We start from the raw sequence: 23,220 nt of genomic DNA, 5'->3' as shown, positions 1-23,220 counted from the left end.
GTAGTGAAACGAACAAAAACCCCGCATCCTCTTAACCAAGTGGATAGCGGGGTTTTGTTATTTAGCTTGCAGTTGCCCTCTTCAGGCAACTACTCAGCAGCAGCGATCTTCTTGAATGCACTGTCATCAAGCACACGAGTTGCAGTGATGTAGCGCTTTGCATAGTAAGCTTCGCTAAGGTTGTTCTTGACGACGCCTTCATTCGTAGCAGAATGAATAAACTCGCCGCCACCTAAATAAATACCGACGTGAGAGATCGTACGGCCGCCACCTGTCGCGAAGAATACAAGATCCCCCGGACGAAGATCAGCTTTACTTACCTTCTCACCCTCGTCGCTTTGAGCTCCTGAGCTGTGCGACAAACTGATGTCGAATTGGTTGAACACATAACTTGTGAAACCGGAACAGTCAAAACCTTTTGTCGTCGTTCCAGCCCATTTGTAAGGTGTTCCTTCCAATGCACCGACGGCTTTCTCAAGGGATGTCGCTGCAAAAGCCGTTCCACCTGAGAAGCTCAAAACAAAAACCAGGCTTAATACTAGAGTTACGAACTTCTTCACTTACGTATTGCCCCTTCCTCTGCCTACGAGGTTAGCTAAGGGTTCGGTTGAAGGTTCCCTATGATCACTCTAATGCGAGATCAATTCACCCAAAGAATGGTTCCCCCGTTCCTCTTGATTAAAGAGAACTCGGCCGTTCTGATTTTTTTCGACTTTATTCAATTCGCCACCATTTGTGTTTTTCCTGCCGAAATAACAGATTATTTAAAATTATTGTTCGATTAGTTTTTCAAAAAGTAAAATCTGTTCCAAATTGATCGTCTTTGGTGCTTATGGGGGAGGCTTGTCTTTTTTTACAATGAGGACAATAGAAGAAATTACTCGTGATTTCGTTAGGGGGAGGATGAGAGATGAAGAACAGAAGGAGCTTTGTACATCTAAGTGTGGGTGCGAGGGAGCAGCTTGCAGGCTATTTATTCGTAGCGCCGCTTATGATTGGGCTGATTATACTTACTTTGCTGCCTGTTCTAGGTTCGATGCTGCTCAGCTTTACGGACTGGAACTTTATTACCGGGCTTGATGCGATACAGTTTGCAGGGATCGACAACTTTGTGCGTTTGTTTCAAGATGAGGTGTTCTTGGACAGCTTAATTAACAACCTAATCTTCATTGTGACTGTTCCCGTTACGATGATCTTGGCCTTGTTGCTAGCTATTCTGATTGATAAGCATGTTTATTTCAAAGACGGATTTAAAGTCATTTACTTTTTGCCGTACCTCTCAAGTATCGTGGCTGTTGCAATGGTATGGCAGGTGTTGTTCCATCCTTCGCATGGTCCTGTGAATCAATTCTTGATGGCAATTGGGATTGATAATCCGCCGAAGTGGCTGGCTGATCCTGATTTTGCACTTCCTTCTCTTATGATGATTCAAGTGTGGATTTTGCTTGGTTACAACATCATTATTTATATCGCTGCGCTTCAATCGATTCCGAAGGACTTGTATGAAGCAGCAGATATCGATGGTGCGAATTACTGGGTGAAGTTTCGTCACATTACGATTCCTTCGATCTCTCCGACAACATTTTTCCTGCTGGTCACAGGTATTATCGGTTCCTTCAAAGTGTTCGACTTGATTCAAGTTCTCACGCAAGGTGGGCCGGCTAATTCGACAACCGTGATCGTATACCAACTCTATGACACTGCATTTAACCAATTACAGACGGGATATGCTTCCGCTATGGCGCTGATCTTGTTCTTGATCTGTTTATTAATTACGGTAGGTCAATGGATGGCACAGAAAAAGTGGGTTAACTACTAGGTGATTAGATAAAGGAGAACAGAAGATGAATCAGTTATCGATTTCAAAGACGATTTGGACCGTAATCACGACGTTACTGGGTATCGTGTTCCTGCTTCCTTTTATATGGATGCTATCGACTTCTTTTAAACCAGAAATAGATGTCTTCAAGTTTCCTATTGAATGGATTCCGAGCACTTGGCAGGCGGTCGACAATTATAAGGCGGTATGGAGCGGCAATTTCGCACTTTACTATTGGAATTCGATTTACATCACGATCAGTACGACGATCATTAACGTATTGGTGTGTGCGCTGGCGGCGTACGGATTTTCCAAAGTTCATTTTAAAGGCAGAGATGTCATGTTCTTGTTCGTTCTTGCCTTGTATATGGTGCCGCCACAAGCTTCATTAGTCCCACAATTCCTGTTGTTTCGCTGGTTGAATTTGTTTGATACTCATTTTGGACTCATCTTACTGAATAGTTTCGGTATCATCGGCGCGTTCATGCTTCGTCAGTTTTTTATGAGTGTGAACAATGAATACATTGAATCTGCCAAAATAGACGGGGCGAGTCACTTACGCATCTTTTTCCAAATTGCAGTGCCTCTAATCCGCCCAGCACTTGCGACATACGGGATTCTGAAATTTATTTGGACGTGGAACGATTACCTAAACCCGCTTATTTTCTTAAAATCGAAGCAATTATTTACGATTCAGCTGGGGATTCGCCTATTCGGCGATCAATATGGAGACACCTATTCGCTGATGATGGCAGGTACAGTATCGGCGATTTTACCGCTGCTCATTATTTTTGCAATTGGACAAAAGCAAGTCATTGAAGGGATTTCACTCGGGGGCGTTAAAGGATAAAAACATGAAAGAAGTAAAAATAGTCTATTCCAGGTCAAAAAAGTGAACTTCGCTTAGAAAAAAGACATGATACGATTGGAACTGTAGAGAGCAGATTAGAGGAGGGTTTATATGAAAAAAATAATCACTTCGATGTTGTGTGCATCATTGGTATTAACGGTAACCGCTTGTGGATCATCTAGTAAAGATGCTGCTGTGAAAGATACACCTGCACCTGCCAAGGCAGACCCTGCTAAACAAGTCACTTTAAAGCTTAGTACATGGCAGACGGATGCGAAGGCACAATGGAGTAAGATCATCCCTGAGTTTGAGAAGAAAAACCCGGGTATTAAAGTCGAAGTGGATCTGCTCAATGAAAAAGGGGATTCCGTTGCTGCGATGCAGAAGCTTGACCTGATGGCAGCATCGAATGACCAACTCGACATTATTGAAATGCCATCCTACATGACCTATGCACAGCGTGCAACAATTGGTTTACTTGATCCACTAGAGAGTTACATGAAGAAGGATGGTTATGAATACGAGAAAGAATATATCGTTAATTCGAGTGTGAATGGCAAGATCTTTGCCCTTCCATCTTCGATGCAGCGCTGGTTCGTACTACTTAATAAAGATGCGCTAGACAAAGCAGGGCTTCCTGTTCCGAAGGATTGGACTTGGGATCAATTCACGGATTATGCGAAGAAATTAACGACTGGTGAAGGAGCGAAGAAGCGCTATGGTGCTTATTTGCATAACTGGCCGGATCTTTATAAATTGCAGCTAATGAGCAAGGAGACAGATAATCATTTTCTAAAAGTAGATGGTACGTCCAATGCGCTTGATCCTGTGTTAAAATCGAACTTAGAGATGATGAAGCAGATGATGTATACCGATAAGACGGTAGCACCATACGAGGACATTATTTCGCAAAAATTGCACTATCGTACACAATTCTTCAATGGCGCAGCAGCCATGGTACCAATCGGCGATTGGATGGTGGTGGAGTCTGGTGGAACGGATGCAATTCCTGCTACATTTAAGACAGCATTCGCACCTATTCCTAAGCTTGCAGGTGCAACTACACACTACTCGCCAACAGCACCGACCTATATGGGAATAGCGGCAAAGTCGAAGAACAAAGAAGCGGCTTATAAGTTTATTAGATGGTATTCGTCTGAGGGCTTAGAGATTGGTGGTCGTGTATTCTCTGGCTGGGCGAAATCAAATATGGATACGTTAATCGACAAGATTACTAGTACATCCAAAGATCCATCGAAGATCGATATGGAATCACTTAAATATACAATGAAGAATACGAAGCCAAGTACAGCTCCTGCTCCAACAAAGTTTACGAGTGAAATGGAGAAAGCAGTAGTCGGCGAAGTTGAACTTTATTTACTGAATAAACAAGATATTACGAAGACCATGGATTCAATGAATAAGAAGATCGAAGCGATATTAAAGAAGTAATGGGTTAATCGCTTGGATAACACAAAGCAGAGAGGGTGAACATCGGTTCACTTTCTCTGCTTCATTACAATTGACGAGGCTTCCTATGATGAGAAGAATGTCTTTGCGGAACAAATTGATGTTGTCCATGTTGCTATGTTTTATCATTCCGCTAGTTGCGAATTATTTTGTTACGAATTATGCGACCAAAGATATGATTTTGCAAAGAGCGGTTACAAGTGCCGATGATTCATTAAAAGCGATGCAGATTCGTATTTCAGGAGAAGTGAATCAGATGTTGCAACTATCCAACATGCTGCTAATGAATACGGAGGTCCGCAAACATCTGACGTCCCCTTTATATCAAACGTCAGCGGAGAAGAATGATGATTTCTTATTAAGCTCGGTACAGATGATCAGACACTTAGACGATTTATTTGCCCAGAACAGTAATCTATATATTACGGTGATCGGCAAGAATGGATTTATTTATACGAACTACCCCTACAGTACGTATGACCCTCACTTACTTCAAGAACAGTCATGGTTTCTAGAGTTAGATGCACTACCTGCTTTTTCTGCTAAGTATATTGGACTACAGCCTAATGTAATGGGCGCTTATGAAACACGTCTCAAGTCACCTTCTATGCTGACTATAGGTCGTTCCATCAAGACGGAAGTTGGGGAAGCGATAGGGACGATTCTTTTTAGTATCAATGAAAGTACGATTCGTTCGGAGCTTAATGCATTTCAAGGGCAAGAGATGATGCTGTTAGATGAGAATCAGACCATCCTCTCCCATCCGAATGCAGATCAGGTTGGACAATCTTTTCCATATAAAAAATATGCCAAGATGCAGCACACTTTGGAATATGGTGGAAACTCCTATATCTATGTTGAACAACCACTTGCGAATACAGAGTGGAAATTGCTTAGCTTAATTCCACAAACATCTGCGGTTGAGAAGAACAAGCAAATATTATTCATGAGCTTTGTTCTGCAAATCTTGTTCTTTACGTTGTTTTGTATTTTGTTAGCGGTATTAATTACGGCGATTACGAGTCCTATCGTGAAGTTGAACAAATTTATTACACGTGTGGATCGTGGTCAGCTAGATATTCGATCTGGTATTCGAGGTTATGGTGAGGTTGGGCGGCTAGGCAGAGCTATTGATGAGATGTTAGACCGGATTGAATCCATGGTCGATCAGATTACGGTGGAGCAAGTGAAGCAGCGTAAAGCGGAGCTGGAAATGCTGCAAGCGCAGATTAATCCCCACTTTATGTTTAACTTACTGAATTCGATACGGCTCAGTATCCTAATTCGAGGGGATAAGGAGAACGCTGATTTAATTAGCTCGCTTTCCTCGCTACTTCGAATGACGATTAATCGAGATAATGAGTTCATTCCACTGCAAGAAGAGGTGGAGACATCGCAGCATTACATGCGTTTGATGAATTTTCGACATGCAAATCAAGTGCAGATGAATGTTAATTTGATAGGCGAGAGTGCCAAATGTCTGGTTCCTCGATTTATGATTCAACCTTTTATCGAAAATGCAATTATTCACGGATTCCATCAATATGATGGGCAGATCGACATTGAGTCACAAATATTGTTCGAGACAGGGCGTTCTTTTGTGAAGATTAAGATTCGAGATCGTGGTGTCGGCATGTCGGAAGAGGTGCTTCATCAGTTGAAGAAGAAATTCGCATTAGAAGGTAGCTTGAATACACCGCATAAGACGGGCTTTTCAGGTATTGGTATTATTAACGTGTTTAAACGATTGAAGCTCATTCATGGGGAACAGTTTACAATGGATATTCAAAGTGAACTTGATATTGGCACTACTATTCTTTTGCAATTACCGCTCAAGTCTGATGAAGTGGGGGGAGTCCCATGTTAACAGCAATTGTAGTCGATGATGACTATCCCGTCTTACAATATTTATCACAAGCAGTAAAGTGGGAAAAGCTTAATATTCAGCTGATCGGCTGCTATTCCAATGGACTTGAGGCATGGGAGAACACGGGAGGGCATGCTCCTGATATTATTGTGACGGATATTGGCATGCCGAAGATGGATGGTCTGGAGATGCTGCAGAAATTTAATGAAACAGGTACGAAATACCGAGCCGTTATCTTATCGTGCCATGACGATTTTCATTATGCGAAGAAAGCGATGCAGTTAAATGCGAGTGATTACATGCTCAAGGAAAGCTTGGATGTCGAGCAGCTTCAACAAATATTACGGAAAATATGTGATCAGTTAAGCGGTGAGAAGACCCGCAATAAGGAGATGCAGCAGTATCAAGAGATGCGGGTCATGAATGAGTCTGCGCTTAGAGCGAAGCTGCTCAAGGATACCCTGCAACAGCAGTGGAAGAAGGAAGATTGGATTCAGAAAGCGGAGCAATATGGGATGAAGTTGCAAGCGAAGTATTATATCCCAATGGTCATAACGGTGGATCGATTATCTGAGGCGATGCGTGTGCGACGTATGAATGACCACACGATTATATTTGCTATTGAAAATGTGCTGCAAGACATGCTCGAAGAGGAGAAGACGTATCATATTTTCCAGTACAGCAGCAGAGAGTTGGTCATTTTACACACGACGGATGATCCGAATAAACAGTTGCAGCAAATCCAGCATCAGATGCAAAGCTGCCTCATCACCATTCATAATTATCTCAAAATATCCGTGTCCTGCTTGATCGGAAGAGCAGCTCGTAATCCAGAAGAAATTCGCAGCTCCATCGTGCCGATGATGAAGGAATCGGAGCATTGTTTTTATATGGAGGAAGGTCGAGTATGGTGTTGGGAGAGGGTGAAGTTTGCACTGGGTGATATGTATGCACAGTATGCCCCATATTTCACAGCGATTAATGAGTGTATTGCGCTTCATAAGGAAGAGCAACTGCGTAAGGTAATCGCCGATTGGGAGAATTGGGTGACCCGAAGCAAGTTTCATCCAGACGAAGTAAAAGAGTGGTCCTTGCAGCTGCTACTTGATTTGCAAATGAAATTGAAAGTGACGCTGCAATTCCAGCAGACGCCGTTATCGGAAGAGAAGCTGCACCGCATCATTCATGCGATTCAGACGATGAAGCATCTGGCGCAGTGGCTTGCTCAGTATTTGTGTGATCTCTCTGGTAAATTAAGCAGCTTAACCATCTCATCCAAGCGTACGGAAGTGATCAAGGCACAGCAATATGTAATCTCTCGTCTGACGGAGCGGATTACATTAGAGGAGATGGCACAGCATCTTAACTTGAACGCGAGCTACTTCAGCCGTCTATTCAAGCGAGAGACGAATCATAACTTCATTGAATATGTGAATCAGGTGAAGCTGCAGAAGGCGAAGGAACTTATGCAACAGTCCAATATGACTGTAGATCAAATCTCGGACTATCTGGGTTATTCGAACAAGAGTTATTTCATCAAGCTGTTCAAGCGCGACGTGGGGATGAGACCCAGCGAATTTGTTGCGTGGGACTAGAGTGTTTTAAAAGTGGGGTCACTGCAGATAAATAAAGCACTTCCGGTCTCCGTGAAATCATAAATATTGATTAGGTTTTTAAGGTGTATTTATTCTTTCAAAGTCGAACGCTCCGCTCCTTCCAGTGCTTTATTTCTCTTCCGTTAAACTTTTGAAGCAATCTATCCAGAATATGCAGTATAAAGATTTTAGCCCCTAGCAGATGCTCGGGGCTTTTTTATGACCATATAAATATTAATAGGTAATATTTTTAGAAGACCACAACTCATACTGCGCTGCAATCGACCACACTTTGAGGAACATCTCGATGATGGGGTACGCTTGGTACAAGATGAGCGCGATAAGTCCCGCCCAGATATACGATGTCGTCATTGCCGCAGCTGCCATGATGCAGGTGATGATGAGAAGAACAAGCGATAAACCGATAACCTTCGGACTGTGTTTGAGCCAGGAAAGAATCGACGAGAATGCTTTTATATTGTGGATGCGACCGAATTGAATATACATGAAGACCAGATTAATCAGATAGCAGTACAGCAGATAACCGCCAATCCAAGGGAGCATGCCTTGAATGAGTCCATTGTAGCTGGATGCGTGACTATAGAAGTAAGTCGCCTTGCTATATAACCAGAAGAGTGGAGATAGAGTGAACACGACTTGGATGATGTAGTAAAGCAGGAATGGGCCAGTAAGCTCCTTAATTCCAGCCACGAATCGATAGCCAGAGTTCAGTTGTTTATTCGCAAGGGAGTAGTAGACTCCTGCATTGATGATCGGATGAATGACCATGCGGGCTGCAAGCAGGGTACCAAGTGACCATAAGTAGGCTTGCGGCAGATCGGTTTTGAATATCTGGAATTGCCCTTCCGCGAAAAATAAACTTCGTGCCGTCATTCCCTGATCCGTGTCGGGGAATCGATGCAGCATTGGGACGATGATGGAGTACACTAGTTTATAGAGAATGACTCCCCAGATGAGTTGATACACGAACAGGGTAATGACGATAAAAGGCTGCTTCCACGTCGAAACCAGTCCATCCTTCATATACCGTAGCATAGGTTTCCCTCCAAGTTATTCGGATGAGCCGCAAGCCATCCACATTGGGACGGCGCGATTATTAGATGCGTATTACCAAGCGATCCAAGAGAATAGCGTTTCTAACAGTTGAGTAACACCGAGATTCCAACGTGTTTTCCATTTGGTATCTACACTTGTCTGCAAGTAGTTGTTAATATGTTTATTTTCCAGCACCATCGTGAATTTCGGATCAATGGACACCCAATCCAGTGGTGAAGTGTGCTGCAGCTTGAATTGCGCTTGTGCATCATTGCCGTCCCATACACGTTCAACCATTTTACCATCTGCAAAATGGAAGCGAATCGGTACACCCGCAGCAGTTCCGCCAAGTTTACGAATGAGGACTGAGTTGTCGTAGAGGGTTTTACCATCTTGATTGATTTTCTTCGTCTGAATGTTGTCCACAGAGTAATCGACCATCAGTGAACCATAGACAAACTGATTGAAGAACGTTTCCCAAGATTGCTTCGTTACCTCTTCGACAACATTTTGGAAGTCATGGGTAGTAGGGTGTTTGAATTTCCATCTTTCAAAATAAGTCTTCATTATCGAATTCATTGTGTCAGTTCCGACTCGACTTTCAATCTCGCGAAGCACGAGTTTCCCTCGAATGTACACATTATCTGCATAATGACCATGACCTTGATAATCCCATGCATTCTGCTTAAGGGCAGCAGGGGATGTGACATAACTTGCTTCCACAGGAAGATTCGGAGAAACCCCGTATTCACTTTGCATCAGTGCATCTTCTGCATAGGAAGTGAAGCCTTCATCAAGCCAAGCTTCTTCAAATTCATTCGAGGCGACCATGCCATAGAAGAATTGGTGTCCAATCTCATGCACAATGACACGTTCAAGCTCGAAACCTGGTGATGGATCTTCAGCTCCCCAACCTGTTACAAGTGTCGGATATTCCATTCCACCTGCTCCATTACCACCTGCCGGAGGGATGACGATCGAGAGCGTATCATAGGGATATGATCCATACCATTCGCTATAGCGAGTAAGAGCTTTTTTGGCTGCTGCAAAATAGCGGCTTTTAAGCGCTTCATGAGCGGGATCGAGATACAGTTTTATTTTTAATCCAGGAATGTTCTTAGTTGCCAAAGTCTCTTCATAATAACGAAATCGGGGCGAAGCAGCCCAAGCAAAGTCGTGTACATCATCGGAGTAGAAATTATACGTCTTGGTCTTGGTGATTGGATCTTCAGGTGATGATTTGAGTGGGAAGCCTGTACCAGCTACAACAAAATTAGAAGGTACTTTGATCTTGACGTCAAAGATGCCAAAGTCGGCATAAAACTCCGAGTTGCCATGGTACTGGTGGAGGTTCCAACCTTCTTCCGCACGATCACGTGTTCCTTCCGTCTCATAGACAGCAAGTTTCGGGAACCATTGACCACCCATGTAGAAATTATCGACATAGCCCATGCGAGCGAAAGTAAATGGCATTTTGACCGTAAAATCTGTTTTAAGAGTGATACTTTCACCAGGATTCACTGCTTGTGGTAAAGAAATTTTGAGTAAAGTGTGGTCATCTGTATTTCCGTCATCCGGTTGAACGAACCACATACGGCCTGTCAAGTCCTGTCCATTTTGCGTTTGAAGCATGTTTAACTTCATGGAACCTATGCTGTCTTCAGTTGCTTTATCATTGCGAAGCTTACCACCAGATTCACGCATAAAGGTCGTTTTTTTAGAAGCAAACGCATTCGGATACAAGTGCATGTACAAATGATCGACAGACTTCATCCCCGGATTTTTCCACGTAATCGTTTGTTGTCCACGAAGCTCTTTCGTATCAGGCAGCAATTCGACATTCATATGATATTCAACGATACGATTGCTAAGGGCTTGTTCGGTCTTAGGTGCAGAAGTAGGCGTAGGCATGTTCGCAAGTGAATCGACCCGAGGTTCCATGCGAGATAAAGTAGGCTCATTGATAGGGAGCAGCAATTTAGAAGCCACATATACAGTTGTACTTGCAACAAGAATGATTAGTATCCATCCAAACCAACAATTGGACATTCGATTTTTCATTATTTCACCCGCCTTACAAGCATCTAAAGCATGTATATGTTGGCAAGTCCTATAATATTTCTATAAAAAATATTGGGTTTGATTATAAGTGGGATTTTATGTATAATGCTTAGAAATCAACATCAATTAACAATCAACCAACAATCCATGATCGGGAAAGTAGCACATAGCAGCAGATATCAGCGAGCCGGGAGGGTGAGAGCCGGTAGGAGCGCTTGTGGCGAAGAGGACCCGTGAGATGACATGCCGAGCATCGTGTAAGGTTTGTCCGGTTTACACCGTTATCTGTTTACGAGTGGCTTGGAAAATGGCGTTTACGCGCATGTCCATGTCATAAGAGTGGCACCACGGGCTATCCCCGTCTCTTCATTGAGACGGGGGTTTTTGTGTTTTTATTGTGTTCAAAAAGTAGTAACACTGCAGAGAAAAAAGCACTTCCAGTCGCTGTCTCAATCGTAAACTTTGAATTTATTTAATAGTTTTTTACGATTTCAAAGGCGAACGTTTACACTCTTCCAGTTACTTCTCTTTATCTTCGTTCCATTTTCTAAACCACAAAATTTGATGCAGTAGGAGGAGTTATCCATGATATTTTCACAAACCGCACAAGCACTTGCTGCGCACATTCCACTTTCCGTGGATGAGATTAAGGGATTGCTTGAAGTACCGCCGAATCTAGAGATGGGCGATGTGGCGCTTCCTTGTTTTCAATTGGCGAAGCAGATGAAGAAGAGTCCTACGGTGATTGCAGAGGAACTCGCTAAGACGATTACCACCCAAGGCATGACTTGCAGCGCAGCAGGTCCGTACTTAAATGTTACTTTTGATCGCAAGGCAGTAGTAGAGCAATGGCTTTCAGCTGTTCTTGAGCCAACGTTCGGTCGGTCAAATGTCGGCAAGGGGAAACGTGTCATCATTGACATGTCCGGTCCCAACATTGCGAAGCCGCTAGGTATTGGGCATTTACGTTCGACGATGATCGGTAACGCCCTATACAATATTTATAAGGTGGTTGGTTACAACGTAGTGAACGTGAATCACCTAGGCGATTGGGGTACGCAGTACGGCAAGTTGCTTGTTGCTTATTTTAAATGGGCGAGTCACGATGCAATTAAGGAAAGTCCAATTCAAGAGTATTTACGGCTGTATGTCCAATTCCATGAAGAAGTGGAAGCACATCCTGAGCTTGAGACGCAAGCACGGGAATGGTTCCACAAGCTGGAGCAGAAGGACCCGGAAGCGTACCGTCTATGGGAGGAATTTGTGAAGGAAAGCTTGAACGAATTTAACCGGATGTATGAACGTTTAGATGTGAAGTTCGACTATGTGATGGGCGAGAGCTTTTACAATGATAAGATGCAGGCGGTTATTGATGAATTGCAAGAGAAGGGTTTGCTCGTCGAAAGTGATGGCGCATTGGTAGTACGATTGGATGAAGAAGGATTGCCGCCATGTATTATTGTGAAATCGGACGGTGCATCCATCTATGCGACACGTGATTTGGCAACAGCGATTTACCGGCATGAGACGATGCAAGGGGAAAAGCTCTTGTATGTGGTCGGTGGGGATCAGATTCTGCACTTCCGCCAAGTGTTTCACGTTCTGAAGAAAATGGGCTATGATTGGGCAGATGAATGCGTGCATGTTCCATTTGGACTTATGAAGTTTGAAGGCAAGAAGATGTCCACTCGTAAAGGACGGATCGTCATGCTGGACGACGTATTAGATGAGGCAGTTCAACAAGCGCACAGTATTATTGCAGAGAAAAGCAACAATCTTAACGATCAAGCGGGTGCATCAGAAGCGATCGGGATCGGAGCTATCGTGTTTGGTGACTTGAAGAACAATCGGATGAATGAGATCAACTTCTCCATGGAAGAGGCACTTAGTTTTGACGGTGAAACAGGACCTTATATGCAGTACACCTACGCGCGGGCGCAAAGTATCCTAGAGAAGGGTAGTTTTGAACATGTTGCTTCTATAAAAGGAGACCACCTAACCGCCGCATCCGCTTGGCAGTTACTCAAGCACGTTACGGAGTATCCGAACGCACTAATCCAAAGTGCGAAATTGAATGAACCTTCGATTGTTGCTCGTTATGCGATCGAACTCGCACAGCTGTTCAACCGTTTTTACCATCAAGAGCGTTTGCTTGTAGATGATGCAGAGGAGAAGCAAGCAAAGCTTACACTTGTAGAAGCGGCAAGCCGCACGATGGCGAAATGTCTACATTTATTAGGTCTAAAGACGCCACGCCGGATTTAGATTCGGATGACTTGGAAGTCAACCGCGAATCATTGTATAATCGGGACATAGTGATACTGACAGAAAGAAGGTGTCCCCTCGTGGATGAAAATACAGGCAAGAAGAAGATCGCGCTCAATATTGTGAGTTCTAAAGTGAATCACAAAGGATTTGGCGCAGGTTCCATCGATTTGAACAATGTTTCTTCTATTATTATGGATGGTGATGAGTGTTACCTTGATATGGGTGCATTGCATGCGAAAAGTAAAGTAGAGAAGGGCATTAAATTCTCGATGAACAAAGAGGATGTACCCAATGGTCGTCCATGCTGGCTCATCTGGGTTGCGGTAGATCGTAATGAAGAAGGCGCATTTTACGGTGGTATAACCGCTTGTCCGATGTTGATTGATACGGAGGCGCGCAGAGGTTGGAAGATTCTAGCCGAGCACGTAAACTTGATGGATGCGGCAATGAAACGTAAGGTCGTTGTTGATAAGTTAAACGATAAGGAAAAGGCGCAACTTCGCCAGCAACTCATCACGCATAATGCCGAGTGGTGGGAGCGGGCTGACGATACGCTCAAGGAAGCTTTGGCATAATTGTCAATACCCTAAATATTATGTCTTTTATGTGTCACCCATTGTCGATGATGCATGATCTGAGTATACTAATGTCTAGTATGTGTTACCTCATATACTAGGACAACAAAAAGGCAGAATCGGGGACGCCCGGTCCTGCCTTTTTGTGTTTAGAAGCTTAACTGTAGCTGTTGATATGCTAATAAATATGAGATCCCAGCTGCTGTGGCAATAGCGTAGAAATAAAAGTGTTCTTTCTTATTGATCATGCAGTTAAACGTTTGAAAAACGAGAAAGATCAATACTGTATAAATAGAAAATGCAACCATCAAGTACCTCCATATGTACAATAGTCTTCCTATTTTATTTATTTACATAACTAGTTAATAAGACTAAATAATTGTAAATGGAGTATATAAGCTTTTCATTATTAAAAATATGGTAACACTAATTTCCTTCAAATAAGTATTGCTTCATATATAGGTAGTCACAAAAAAAGGCAGGCTCGGACATACCCGATCCTGCCTTTATCTACTTAGAGCCTGTCTGACTAAGTTACTTCAGCCAGTTCTTGAACTTCTCCCACCAAGAGCCATTCGGCTTGCTCTTGTCCTTATCCTTATCGGAGCCGGTAGCCCCTCGCTCCGAGCAGTACGTCGTCGGCTCCGTTCCGACGACGAAAGACTCCAGCCGCGCAGTCCCGCGGCAGTCATCATTCGCCAGCTTGCCGCTGACGGAGTCAATCGGCACCGTCACGACACCGTCCGGTGCTGGGAACAGCTTCGGCGGCACGGCTGCGAGCGCGCCCTCGGTAAAGTCGGCGAAGATTGGCGCCGACAGGTGTGCTTCGGCCGTAGTGATATTGCGGCCTTTGTCATAGCCCACCCATACCGCCGTCGCTAGCTCCGGGGTATATCCAACCATCCACGAATCGGCATCAGTTGTACCCGTTTTTCCTGCAATCGGTCGCTTAATCGTTGCTGCTACACGCGATCCTGTACCTCCATCTTCGAATACACTTTCCATCAGATGAGTGAGTACGTACGTTGCCGGTGGGTCTACAACTTTCTCTGCCTTCGGCTGTGCTTGATATAGAATATTTCCCGCTGAATCCTCAATACGTAGAATCGCAGTTGCTTCTTCTCGCATTCCGCCATTCGCAATTGTAGCGAAAGCGCCAGCGAGTTCCATCGGCGATACGGGGAATGTGCCAAGTGCTAGTGAGGGTAGAGGTTTCATTTGCGAATTAAGTCCAAGCTTATGAGCGGTATCGATCACTTTCTCTGGTCCAATTCCCATAATCGTGTGCACCGCATAGATATTGTCCGACTTTGCAATCGCTTTGCGCATGTCGATCATGTCATTTTCGTACACATTATTGTAGTTGCCCGGCATGTACGTTTGTCGACCTTCATCATACGTGAATACCGTTGGTTCACTTTTAAACTTAGTAAGTGGCGTATATCCATTTTGCAGAGCAGCTAAATACAAGATCGGTTTAAATGAAGATCCAGGTTGTCTCATTCCTGACACTGCTCGGTTGAATTGATTGTCCTTGTACTCTTTGCCACCGACCATCGCTTTTATCTGCCCGGTTCGTGGATCGATTGCAACGAGTGCGGCTTGCAGTTCTCCTGAAGATTTAAGCGTCTTACGAATCGTCTCTTCAGCTACCGTCTGAGCCTTTAGATCAAGAGTCGTATAAATTCGAATCCCGACTTGCTCTAATACATCTTCAGAAATAGCCAGCTTCTCTACCGCCTGTGCTCGTACATAATCACGGAAATAGGGTGCCCGGGCAGGTTTTTTTCCCTCAAGTGGTTTATAGTTTAGTGGCTCTTTGGCAGCTGCATCTGCTTGTTCCTGTGTAATCGATCCCGTATGTACCATCGTACTGAGGACAGTTATTTGGCGTTCCTTCGCTTTTACCGCATCATAGTATGGCGAATAGTAGCGTGGCCCTTTAGGAACGCCGGCGAGTAGTGCACTCTCCGCAAGTGTTAAATCTTTGGCATGTTTTCCGAAAAATAATTGGGATGCTTTCTCCGCTCCATACGTGGAATGCCCATAGTAGATTTGATTTAGATATTGCTCCAAAATCTCGTCTTTACTCAGCTGCAATTCCATTTGCAGCGCATAGAGCGATTCTTTTATTTTCCGTGTCCACGTACGTTCATGAGTGAGATACAAATTACGTGCAAGCTGCTGCGTAATCGTACCTGCCCCTTGGACCATACTCATATGCTCCAGATTCACGACCATCGCACGAGCGATACTACGAAAGTCGAGTCCCGAATGCTCATAGAACCGTTGATCTTCTATTGAAAGAGTAGCTTGTATCAGATGAGGCGAAATTTGGCTCAGTGGTATGACTTGACGATTCTCTCCTTGATAGATCGTGTCTATGACTTCACCATTCACATCATACATTTGAGATGTTTGCTCGACAGTAATCACAGGTAAAGTCTTGAATCGAAGATAAGTTAACAAGCCGCCCATTAGAATAACGAACACAATCGACAACTTCAGCGCAATCCCACCGAACTTCTTCATGCGCCGCTTCCATTTGGTCTTTGTGTCTACTTCGGCAGTAGGCTTGTCCTCTGGCAGTTGCTCTTCCACCTTACCCTCGTCTGTGGCAACAACCTCTTCTTTATTATTTGGCTCGGCTATCGTTTCTTCCCGAGCAGGTTCATGTTGAAGCTCGACATCGGCCTCAGCGTACCCTTTATTCAATTCTTGTTGTTTGCTTTGATCAGACGTTGAATCAGACATACGATGAACCCCTTTCCGATCTGTTTTTTTCTTGTGTGTTTATAAAATGTTTGTCAAAGCACGAGCGGCGGAGAGAGGATGCACTGTAGGAGTGAATACGTTCGCCTTTGAAATCATGAAAATACAATTAAACAAATTCAAAATTCATGATTGAGACAGCGACCGGAATTGTATCCTCTCTCCACAGCGCCTATCGTTAACGCACACTCTATCCCTTTATATACGTACAAACCCAACATCGGTCGTAAAAACTTCCCTATTCTCATTATGGAAATTACTTACATCCGATATTCAAATGTGTACATAATAAGTTCAAATTTACCGAAAATATTTACCTGAACCCCTTCAATTGTTTTCATTTGGGGTACAATCTACTATAATACAATTTGTGCATGAAGGAGAGTGCTTGCAAATACCCGTTTGCGCATGGAAAGACGCTGAGGTTGAACACTGAGATCAGGCATATATTGGTCATTCATATAAATGGAAAGAGGGGCTGCACAATGGATTTATGGTACACAGAAAAACAAACAGATAGTTATGGGATTACGGCTAAGATTAAAGAGTCTTACGTTCGAGAACAAACGGACTTTCAAGATCTAGCCATGATCGAAACCGAAGAGTGGGGCACAATGCTTACACTAGATGGTATGGTGATGACGACTGTTCGTGATGAGTTTGTATACCATGAGATGGTTGCACATCCAGCACTATTTACGCATCCAAATCCGAAACACGTACTTGTTGTTGGCGGAGGCGATGGCGGAGTAATCCGTGAAGTTATGAAGCACCCAAAAGTGGAAAAGGCAGTTCTTGTTGATATCGATGGGAAAGTAATCGAGTACTCCAAGAAATACTTGCCGACAATTGCTGGGGAGTTAGACAACCCACGCGTTGAAGTAATCGTAGGTGACGGATACATGCACATTCACGAACACAAGAATGAGTATGACGTGATCATGGTTGATTCCACTGAACCTGTAGGCCCAGCTGTGGAGTTGTTCTCCAAAGGTTTCTACCAAGGCATTTTTGATGCGCTGAAAGAAGACGGAATTTTCGTAGCACAGACGGACAACCCTTGGTTCAAAGCAGATTTGATCCAAACAGTTAATCGCGACGTAAAAGAAATTTTCCCAATCGTACGTGTGTATGGCGCGAATATCCCAACTTACCCAAGTGGTCTATGGACATTCACAATGGGTTCCAAGTCGTATGATCCACTTCAAGTGGATGAGACGGCAATTCCAGAACTAGATACGAAGTATTACACACCACGCCTGCACAAAGCAGCGTTTGTTCTACCGAAATTCGTAGAAGACTTGGTGAAGTAATCTTTCTTAGTTTCTAGTGATGATAGAGAGGATGTGCGGGCAAGCAATGCGTTTAGATCAAGCTTATTCCGGTAATGTATTTATTTGTTCTTCCGATGATTATGCAGCTTCCAAGGCTGTCATTTATGGAATGCCGATGGATTTCACGGTATCCTTCCGTCCAGGTTCTAGATTTGGTCCCCCACGTATTCGTGAGGTGTCCATTGGACTTGAGGAGTACAGTCCTTATTTGGATAAATCTTTAGTTGATATTGATTACTTTGATGCAGGTGACTTACTTCTTCCTTTCGGTAACCCTGCGCGCTCCCTTGATGTAATTCGGGAATATGTAACAGGTCTACTGAAAGATGATAAGTTCCCACTTGGTCTTGGTGGTGAGCACTTGTGTTCATGGCCGATTTTCCAAGCGCTTTATGAAAAATACCCGGATCTTGCGATCGTGCATTTTGATGCACACGCAGATTTGCGTGAGAGTTATGAAGGCGAACCGCTTTCACACTCCACACCGCTTCGTAAAGCTGCGAACTTAATTGGTGGTCGTAACATTTACCAATTCGGTATCCGTTCTGGCTCTCGTGAAGAGTTCCAATTTGCGCGTGAGAACATCAACTTCTATCCGTTTGAAGTTCTTGAACCGCTTAAGAAAGTTCTTCCTGAGCTTGCAGGACGTCCTATTTACCTCACGATCGACATTGATGTGCTTGATCCTTCAGCAGCTCCAGGTACTGGAACAGCTGAAGCTGGCGGCATTACATCCAAGGAATTACTTGGTGCAATTCATGCGATGGCAGGCGCTGGACTTAACGTGATCGGCGCTGACGTAGTGGAAGTTGCTCCTGCGTATGATCCTACGGAGCAGACACAAATCGTCGCTTCCAAGATCATTCGTGAAATTTTGCTAGGGCTTGTACCGACGAAATAATAGATATATATCGAGGGTGTTCCTGAGTCAATCCATATTGACTTTGGGGGCACCCTCGTTTTTTCATGATAGAAGGAATCCGCCGCAGTAATTGAATTTATGATCGTGATACTATACACTAGAAGCTAAACTTGACATGAGGGAGTTACATGTCCAATGAAACAGCAAGTGCGAATTACCATTGATAGTACAATTGGCGATCAGCAGCTTTTGCAGCAGGCAGATGGCGATTTGTATTTGAAGAATGGACATATTTATATCAAGTATGAGGAAGTGCAAGAAGAGCTGGGGCGTACATCAGTTTTGCTGAAATTTAGCGATAATCAGTTCAAGATTATTCGACAAGGTGATACAGGGTATGAGCAAACTTTTCTGCCGGGTGAATGGACAGAGGGTTGGTATCGTACGGCACAGGGGGCCCTTGAGATGCGAACTCGCACACACTCACTCCAATTGCGCTTAGATGAGCGTGGCATCGGAGATGCCAAATGGAATTATGATTTGTATGTCGCAGGCGAACATGCTGGGCGATTCAAAATAAAGTTATCTGTTAAGCCATTAAGCGACAACCAGGAGGGTTAAAGGAATGAACGTGTTAGAACAAGTAAACGCTGCGGTACGCGAAGCAGTAGGGCAAGCTGTAGTAGAGGCAGGTCTAGTAGGGGCAGATCAGTTGCCAGAGATCACGCTTGAGGTGCCAAGAGAGAAGACGCATGGCGATCTTTCGACGAATATTGCGATGCAGCTGACAAAAATTGCGAAGCAAAACCCACGCGCAATTGCAGAACAACTGATTGCGAAGTTGGATCAAGAGAAGGCTCACATTTCCAAAGTTGAAATCGCAGGACCAGGTTTCATTAATTTTCATATGGACAAAAGCTATTTGTATAACGTTGTAGGTGAAGTTCTACAAGCTGGTGACCGCTTTGGTCAAGTAAACGATGGACAAGGCCGCAAAGTACAAGTGGAGTTCGTATCCGCGAATCCGACAGGTTCTCTGCACTTGGGACATGCGCGTGGTGCAGCTGTTGGTGATGCACTATGTAACTTACTTGATCTAGCAGGTTATAAAGTAACACGTGAATATTACATCAATGATGCAGGTAACCAAGTGAATAACTTGGCTCTTTCCATTGAAGCTCGATACATGCAAGCATTAGGTCAAGATGTACCGATGCCAGAAGACGGCTACCACGGCGAAGATATCAAAGGCTTTGCAGATGAGCTTGCGACAGAGAAGGGTAACAGCTTGCTTCAATTAGAGGAAGCTGAGCGTCTTGCGTTCTTCCGTGAATATGGTTTAACTCGTGAATTAGATAAATTAAAGCGTGACCTTGGTAGATTCGGTGTACAATTCGATGAGTGGTTCTCTGAGACATCCATTTATACGAGTGGACAATTGGAACAAGCCCTAACTGCACTTCGTAACAGCGGCTACGTGTATGAGCAAGATGGCGCTACATGGTTACGTACAACAGACCTTGGGGATGACAAGGATCGCGTACTTATCAAGAACGACGGTTCATTCACATACCTCACCCCAGACATCGCATACCACCGTAACAAGTATGAGCGCGGCTATGATGAATTAATCAACATTTGGGGTGCAGACCACCATGGTTATATCCCGCGTGTGAAGGCAGCTATGACTGCACTAGGCTATGACGCATCGAAGTTAACTGTACTTATTGCACAGATGGTTTCCTTGTTCCAAGACGGGGAGAAAGTGAAGATGTCCAAGCGTACAGGTAAAGCTGTAACGATGGAAGACTTGATGGATGAAGTTGGCATTGACGCAATTCGTTACTTCTTCACAATGCGCTCCATGGATTCTCACCTTGATTTCGATATGGATCTAGCAGTATCCAAATCCAATGAGAACCCTGTGTTCTACGTTCAATATGCACATGCGCGTATTTGTTCGATTTTCCGTCAAGCGGAGGAGCAAGGTATTACACTTAAGGACTTGTCTGAAGTGAAACTAAGCTCCCTAACAGCAGAAGGAGAATTTGATCTTCTTCGCAAAATGGGCGAGCTTCCTCAAGAGATTTCGGAAGCTGCACGTCTATACGCACCGCATCGTTTAATCCGTTACGTATACGAACTTGCAAGTATGTTCCACTCATACTACAAAGCAGAGCGTGTTATTACCGAAGATGAAGAGCAGACACAAGCACGTTTCGCATTGCTTGGTGCACTTCAAATCGTAATTCGCAATGTGCTCAAAGCAGTTGGCGTTTCTTCACCAGATCGTATGTAAGACAATAAAGACAAAAGGCACTGTAGGCGGGATTACCGTCAACAGTGCCTTCTATTTATATCTAAGATTTATTGATTTTGCGTCGCGTCACTTTATTTTTTGTTGGTTGTACTCGAGGTTTTGTAATGGCATTAATGATCCGCCGTGCATTAATTTGTCCTGCAGAAGCAGTAAGTTCCTTTTTTAACGAGACGGCATATTGTTTCAGAACTCGCTTAATCTGCAGTGGCTTAAGTGTTGGCTTGGTGCTTAGCATTAAGGCGACAACGCCGCTTACATGGGCAGTTGCCATTGAAGTGCCGCTTAGTTCGTTATAATTGCTATATAACCAGCAGGAGTAAATCTTCTCTCCAGGGGCGTATATGTCGATGCGCTTACCTTTATTGCTGAACGGTGCAATCCGGTTTAGTTGCGTAATAGCACCAACGGAGACAACTTGCGGGAAGCGAGCGGGGTAATCGACAGTTGCTTTTTTACCTTCATTTCCACAGGAAGCGATAATAATCTTACCCGCCTTATAGGCTTGCTCAACGGCATTCTGAAGTGCCTTTGAATATGTTTTCATTCCAAAGCTCATATTGATAATGTCCATATTATTTTCAACACACCAGTTGATACCGGCGATAATGTCGGAAACATACGCACTACCTAGTCGATCGAACGCTTTTACCGCATGAATAGAAGCTTGTGGAGCGACACCTAGAATACCTTTTCGAGTTGAAGCACCAGCGATAATACCAGCAATGTGAGTACCATGTCCATTATCATCGTTAGGCAACATACCGGGGAAGAGCAGATTGACGCCTCGGGAGATTGAAGTTTTCAAATCAGGGTGTGTGGCATCAACACCTGTATCAATGATACCGATCTTGATTTCATGACCGCGTGTTTTGTTCCAAGTCAGTGGCGCTTTGACTTGCTTAACTCCCCATGGGATTAATTGTCCATTTACAGGAAACGGAACATCTCTTGATTCGGAATACTCATATCCAGGTTCCATTTGCGCATGAAGGTGTAAGGGAATGTCTTCTTCAATCGACATGTTATTGGAAAATGGTATTAGTGCAGGCACAGCATGTGCCGGACATGAGATCGCTTGTATGATATTCATAACTTGAAACGATGATTTCTCATGAGCAGTAGCCTGCCAAGCTTTGATACTCTCGATGCATTCGTGGAAGTCCTTCGCATGCTTAAAGTGAATAATGTGTCTTTTTTTCTCGTTGTTTGAGAGATGTAATTCATCATGTGACGTTTCAATATGAGGATTGGGATCCAATGCAGCCACCTCCCACCTAACACCGGATGTCGAATCTCTCCTCATTGTATGTACATGCGCAATAACTGACTGATTGATTTGCCCCGTATGAAATAAATAAGGTTACAGCCGTGTCAAGGAGAGGAAATCGACATACTCTGAAAGTGAGAGGCATCGTAAATGAAGTCTCTGCAGGGTACAGTCTGAAGCGAAGGGAAACCTTCGCTTTGCTATTTTCTGGGGATGACTTGCGTGAAGTTGCATTTTTACATAAAATAGGTTTTACTTAATGAATATATTGGATAAGTTAGTAGTTAGAGCGCTGTATGAATAAATGTAGTTGAAGGGAAGTGTGTTTTGCTGTGAGTAACCCATATACACTTAAATTTAGCGAGGATCAAGCCCGCGAAATGCCGATGGTTGACCTTGCGTTTGAATTATTGAAATCTGCGAACACTCCGTTTTATTATCGTGATCTGATGCAAGAGATTGCGAAGATCAAAGGCATGTCCTCTGAACAAACGATGGATGTAATAGCACAACTATATACGGAAATTAATATTGATGGACGCTTTGCATGTGTTGGAGCTAACCTTTGGGGACTTAAGCGTTGGTACCCAGTTGAGAAAGGCGAAGATACAGTAGCAGGAGCTGCTAAACGTCCGCGCATCATTAATGATGAAGATGACGACGATGAGGATCTATTCGCTGAAGAAGAGGAAAGTTATGATGCTGAAGGTTTCGATTCCTTCGACTCCCCTCGTGATGAGTTTGAAAGCGAATCCGAGACGGAAGAGGAAGAGGAAGAAGAGGAATCCGGATTCTTTGGTGACGAAGAGATCGAAGAAGAAGAAGAAATCGATGAAGCTGTTGCTGGTGAAGGTACGGATGACGAAGATTCAGAAGATGAAGAGGAATTGGATGAAGAGGAAGCAGACGATAAATAATTGTTCATTCTTATGTCTAAATTTGACCTGTAAGTTTTCTTGACAGTCAGCCAGGTTTTGAGTAGACTATATTTCGGGCTTCAAAAAGAATAACGGACTTTATGATTAAAAAAGTGCCCCGTCTCGCTACGGGTGTCACTTTTTTTTGTTTTTTTATGGTTTTTTATCGTTTTTTTGGTTAAGTAAC

At 43.8% G+C, this 23,220-nt stretch carries 17 protein-coding genes, 1 riboswitch and 1 other annotated feature; of the genes, 12 read left to right on the top strand and 5 right to left on the bottom strand.

The genetic code is table 11. The features are described from left to right. Positions 1-89: 89 nt before the first annotated feature. Complete coding sequence (locus NV379_RS07910; RefSeq protein ID WP_258206766.1) at positions 90-560, bottom strand: C40 family peptidase; 471 nt, start codon at positions 558-560, stop codon at positions 90-92. 5 nt (positions 561-565) lie between these two features. Next, positions 566-705: riboswitch (cyclic di-AMP (ydaO/yuaA leader) on the bottom strand. A 205-nt stretch (positions 706-910) separates the two neighbouring features. Here NV379_RS07910 and NV379_RS07905 point away from each other — a divergent pair. From NV379_RS07905 to NV379_RS07885, 5 genes are all read left to right on the top strand, one after another. Further along, positions 911-1,819: a carbohydrate ABC transporter permease gene (locus NV379_RS07905; RefSeq protein WP_258206765.1), complete on the top strand. Its 909-nt coding sequence runs from the start codon at positions 911-913 to the stop codon at positions 1,817-1,819. Positions 1,820-1,844: 25 nt separating this feature from the next. Beyond that, a complete protein-coding gene (locus NV379_RS07900) occupies positions 1,845-2,669 on the top strand; it encodes a carbohydrate ABC transporter permease (protein WP_258206764.1) in 825 nt (274 codons plus the stop codon). Between the two features lie 111 nt (positions 2,670-2,780). Then, entirely contained in the window at positions 2,781-4,121 is a 1,341-nt protein-coding gene (locus NV379_RS07895) for an ABC transporter substrate-binding protein (protein ID WP_258206763.1), read from the top strand. An 88-nt stretch (positions 4,122-4,209) separates the two neighbouring features. Then, on the top strand, positions 4,210-6,006 hold the full coding sequence (locus NV379_RS07890; RefSeq protein WP_258206762.1) for a sensor histidine kinase: 1,797 nt from the start codon (positions 4,210-4,212) through the stop codon (positions 6,004-6,006). Next, entirely contained in the window at positions 6,000-7,601 is a 1,602-nt protein-coding gene (locus NV379_RS07885) for a helix-turn-helix domain-containing protein (RefSeq protein WP_258206761.1), read from the top strand. The genes NV379_RS07890 and NV379_RS07885 overlap by 7 nt, the downstream gene beginning before the upstream one ends. 234 nt (positions 7,602-7,835) lie before the next feature. On the opposite strand, the gene NV379_RS07880 is transcribed toward NV379_RS07885, so the two are convergent. Beyond that, positions 7,836-8,657 (bottom strand): hypothetical protein, encoded by an 822-nt coding sequence (locus tag NV379_RS07880; RefSeq protein ID WP_258206760.1) that lies wholly within the window; start codon positions 8,655-8,657, stop codon positions 7,836-7,838. Between the two features lie 72 nt (positions 8,658-8,729). Beyond that, positions 8,730-10,718, bottom strand: a complete 1,989-nt coding sequence (locus NV379_RS07875) for a M1 family metallopeptidase (protein ID WP_258206759.1) — start codon at positions 10,716-10,718, stop codon at positions 8,730-8,732. Between the two features lie 138 nt (positions 10,719-10,856). Beyond that, positions 10,857-11,087 (top strand) — a binding site (T-box leader). 216 nt (positions 11,088-11,303) lie between these two features. Between NV379_RS07875 and argS (NV379_RS07870) the strand changes: the two genes are divergently transcribed. Next, the gene (gene argS / locus NV379_RS07870) at positions 11,304-12,983 is read left to right on the top strand and encodes an arginine--tRNA ligase (protein WP_258206758.1); all 1,680 of its coding nucleotides are present in this window, start codon (positions 11,304-11,306) and stop codon (positions 12,981-12,983) included. Between the two features lie 80 nt (positions 12,984-13,063). Then, positions 13,064-13,561: a YwhD family protein gene (locus tag NV379_RS07865; protein WP_258206757.1), complete on the top strand. Its 498-nt coding sequence runs from the start codon at positions 13,064-13,066 to the stop codon at positions 13,559-13,561. 534 nt (positions 13,562-14,095) lie between these two features. Here NV379_RS07865 and NV379_RS07860 read toward each other — a convergent pair. Next, on the bottom strand, positions 14,096-16,093 hold the full coding sequence (locus NV379_RS07860; RefSeq protein WP_258207170.1) for a transglycosylase domain-containing protein: 1,998 nt from the start codon (positions 16,091-16,093) through the stop codon (positions 14,096-14,098). Positions 16,094-16,818: 725 nt separating this feature from the next. Between NV379_RS07860 and speE the strand changes: the two genes are divergently transcribed. The 4 genes from speE (at position 16,819) to argS (NV379_RS07840) (ending at position 20,828) form a co-directional block, all read left to right on the top strand. Next, the gene (gene speE / locus NV379_RS07855; protein WP_258206756.1) at positions 16,819-17,646 is read left to right on the top strand and encodes a polyamine aminopropyltransferase; all 828 of its coding nucleotides are present in this window, start codon (positions 16,819-16,821) and stop codon (positions 17,644-17,646) included. A gap of 46 nt (positions 17,647-17,692) precedes the next feature. Next, the gene (speB, locus tag NV379_RS07850; protein WP_258206755.1) at positions 17,693-18,568 is read left to right on the top strand and encodes an agmatinase; all 876 of its coding nucleotides are present in this window, start codon (positions 17,693-17,695) and stop codon (positions 18,566-18,568) included. 156 nt (positions 18,569-18,724) lie between these two features. Further along, the gene (locus tag NV379_RS07845) at positions 18,725-19,150 is read left to right on the top strand and encodes a YwiB family protein (protein ID WP_258206754.1); all 426 of its coding nucleotides are present in this window, start codon (positions 18,725-18,727) and stop codon (positions 19,148-19,150) included. Between the two features lie 4 nt (positions 19,151-19,154). After that, positions 19,155-20,828, top strand: coding sequence for an arginine--tRNA ligase (gene argS / locus NV379_RS07840; protein ID WP_258206753.1), 1,674 nt, complete (start codon positions 19,155-19,157; stop codon positions 20,826-20,828). A gap of 61 nt (positions 20,829-20,889) precedes the next feature. Here argS (NV379_RS07840) and NV379_RS07835 read toward each other — a convergent pair whose 3' ends face one another. Further along, a complete protein-coding gene (locus NV379_RS07835) occupies positions 20,890-22,107 on the bottom strand; it encodes a S8 family peptidase (RefSeq protein ID WP_258206752.1) in 1,218 nt (405 codons plus the stop codon). A 341-nt stretch (positions 22,108-22,448) separates the two neighbouring features. Between NV379_RS07835 and rpoE the strand changes: the two genes are divergently transcribed. Further along, positions 22,449-23,033, top strand: a complete 585-nt coding sequence (gene rpoE / locus NV379_RS07830) for a DNA-directed RNA polymerase subunit delta (RefSeq protein ID WP_258206751.1) — start codon at positions 22,449-22,451, stop codon at positions 23,031-23,033. Positions 23,034-23,220: the final 187 nt, after the last annotated feature.

Origin of the sequence: Paenibacillus radicibacter (assembly GCF_024721995.1) — a bacterium.
In the GTDB taxonomy this organism is placed as follows: Bacteria; Bacillota; Bacilli; order Paenibacillales; family NBRC-103111; genus Paenibacillus_AM; species Paenibacillus_AM radicibacter.
Note: the sequence above shows the minus strand (reverse complement) of the source record. Positions and strands in the feature narration are given on the sequence as shown.

Excerpts from the sequence above, each read along its gene's own strand:
- NV379_RS07905 (WP_258206765.1), top strand. The coding sequence starts at position 911 with ATGAAGAACAGAAGGAGCTTTGTACATCTAAGTGTGGGTGCGAGGGAG.
- NV379_RS07900 (WP_258206764.1), top strand. The coding sequence starts at position 1,845 with ATGAATCAGTTATCGATTTCAAAGACGATTTGGACCGTAATCACGACG.
- NV379_RS07895 (WP_258206763.1), top strand. The coding sequence starts at position 2,781 with ATGAAAAAAATAATCACTTCGATGTTGTGTGCATCATTGGTATTAACG.
- NV379_RS07890 (WP_258206762.1), top strand. The coding sequence starts at position 4,210 with ATGAGAAGAATGTCTTTGCGGAACAAATTGATGTTGTCCATGTTGCTA.
- NV379_RS07885 (WP_258206761.1), top strand. The coding sequence starts at position 6,000 with ATGTTAACAGCAATTGTAGTCGATGATGACTATCCCGTCTTACAATAT.
- NV379_RS07880 (WP_258206760.1), bottom strand. The coding sequence starts at position 8,657 with ATGCTACGGTATATGAAGGATGGACTGGTTTCGACGTGGAAGCAGCCT.
- NV379_RS07875 (WP_258206759.1), bottom strand. The coding sequence starts at position 10,718 with ATGAAAAATCGAATGTCCAATTGTTGGTTTGGATGGATACTAATCATT.
- argS (WP_258206758.1), top strand. The coding sequence starts at position 11,304 with ATGATATTTTCACAAACCGCACAAGCACTTGCTGCGCACATTCCACTT.
- NV379_RS07860 (WP_258207170.1), bottom strand. The coding sequence starts at position 16,093 with ATGAAGAAGTTCGGTGGGATTGCGCTGAAGTTGTCGATTGTGTTCGTT.
- speE (WP_258206756.1), top strand. The coding sequence starts at position 16,819 with ATGGATTTATGGTACACAGAAAAACAAACAGATAGTTATGGGATTACG.
- speB (WP_258206755.1), top strand. The coding sequence starts at position 17,693 with ATGCGTTTAGATCAAGCTTATTCCGGTAATGTATTTATTTGTTCTTCC.
- NV379_RS07845 (WP_258206754.1), top strand. The coding sequence starts at position 18,725 with ATGAAACAGCAAGTGCGAATTACCATTGATAGTACAATTGGCGATCAG.
- argS (WP_258206753.1), top strand. The coding sequence starts at position 19,155 with ATGAACGTGTTAGAACAAGTAAACGCTGCGGTACGCGAAGCAGTAGGG.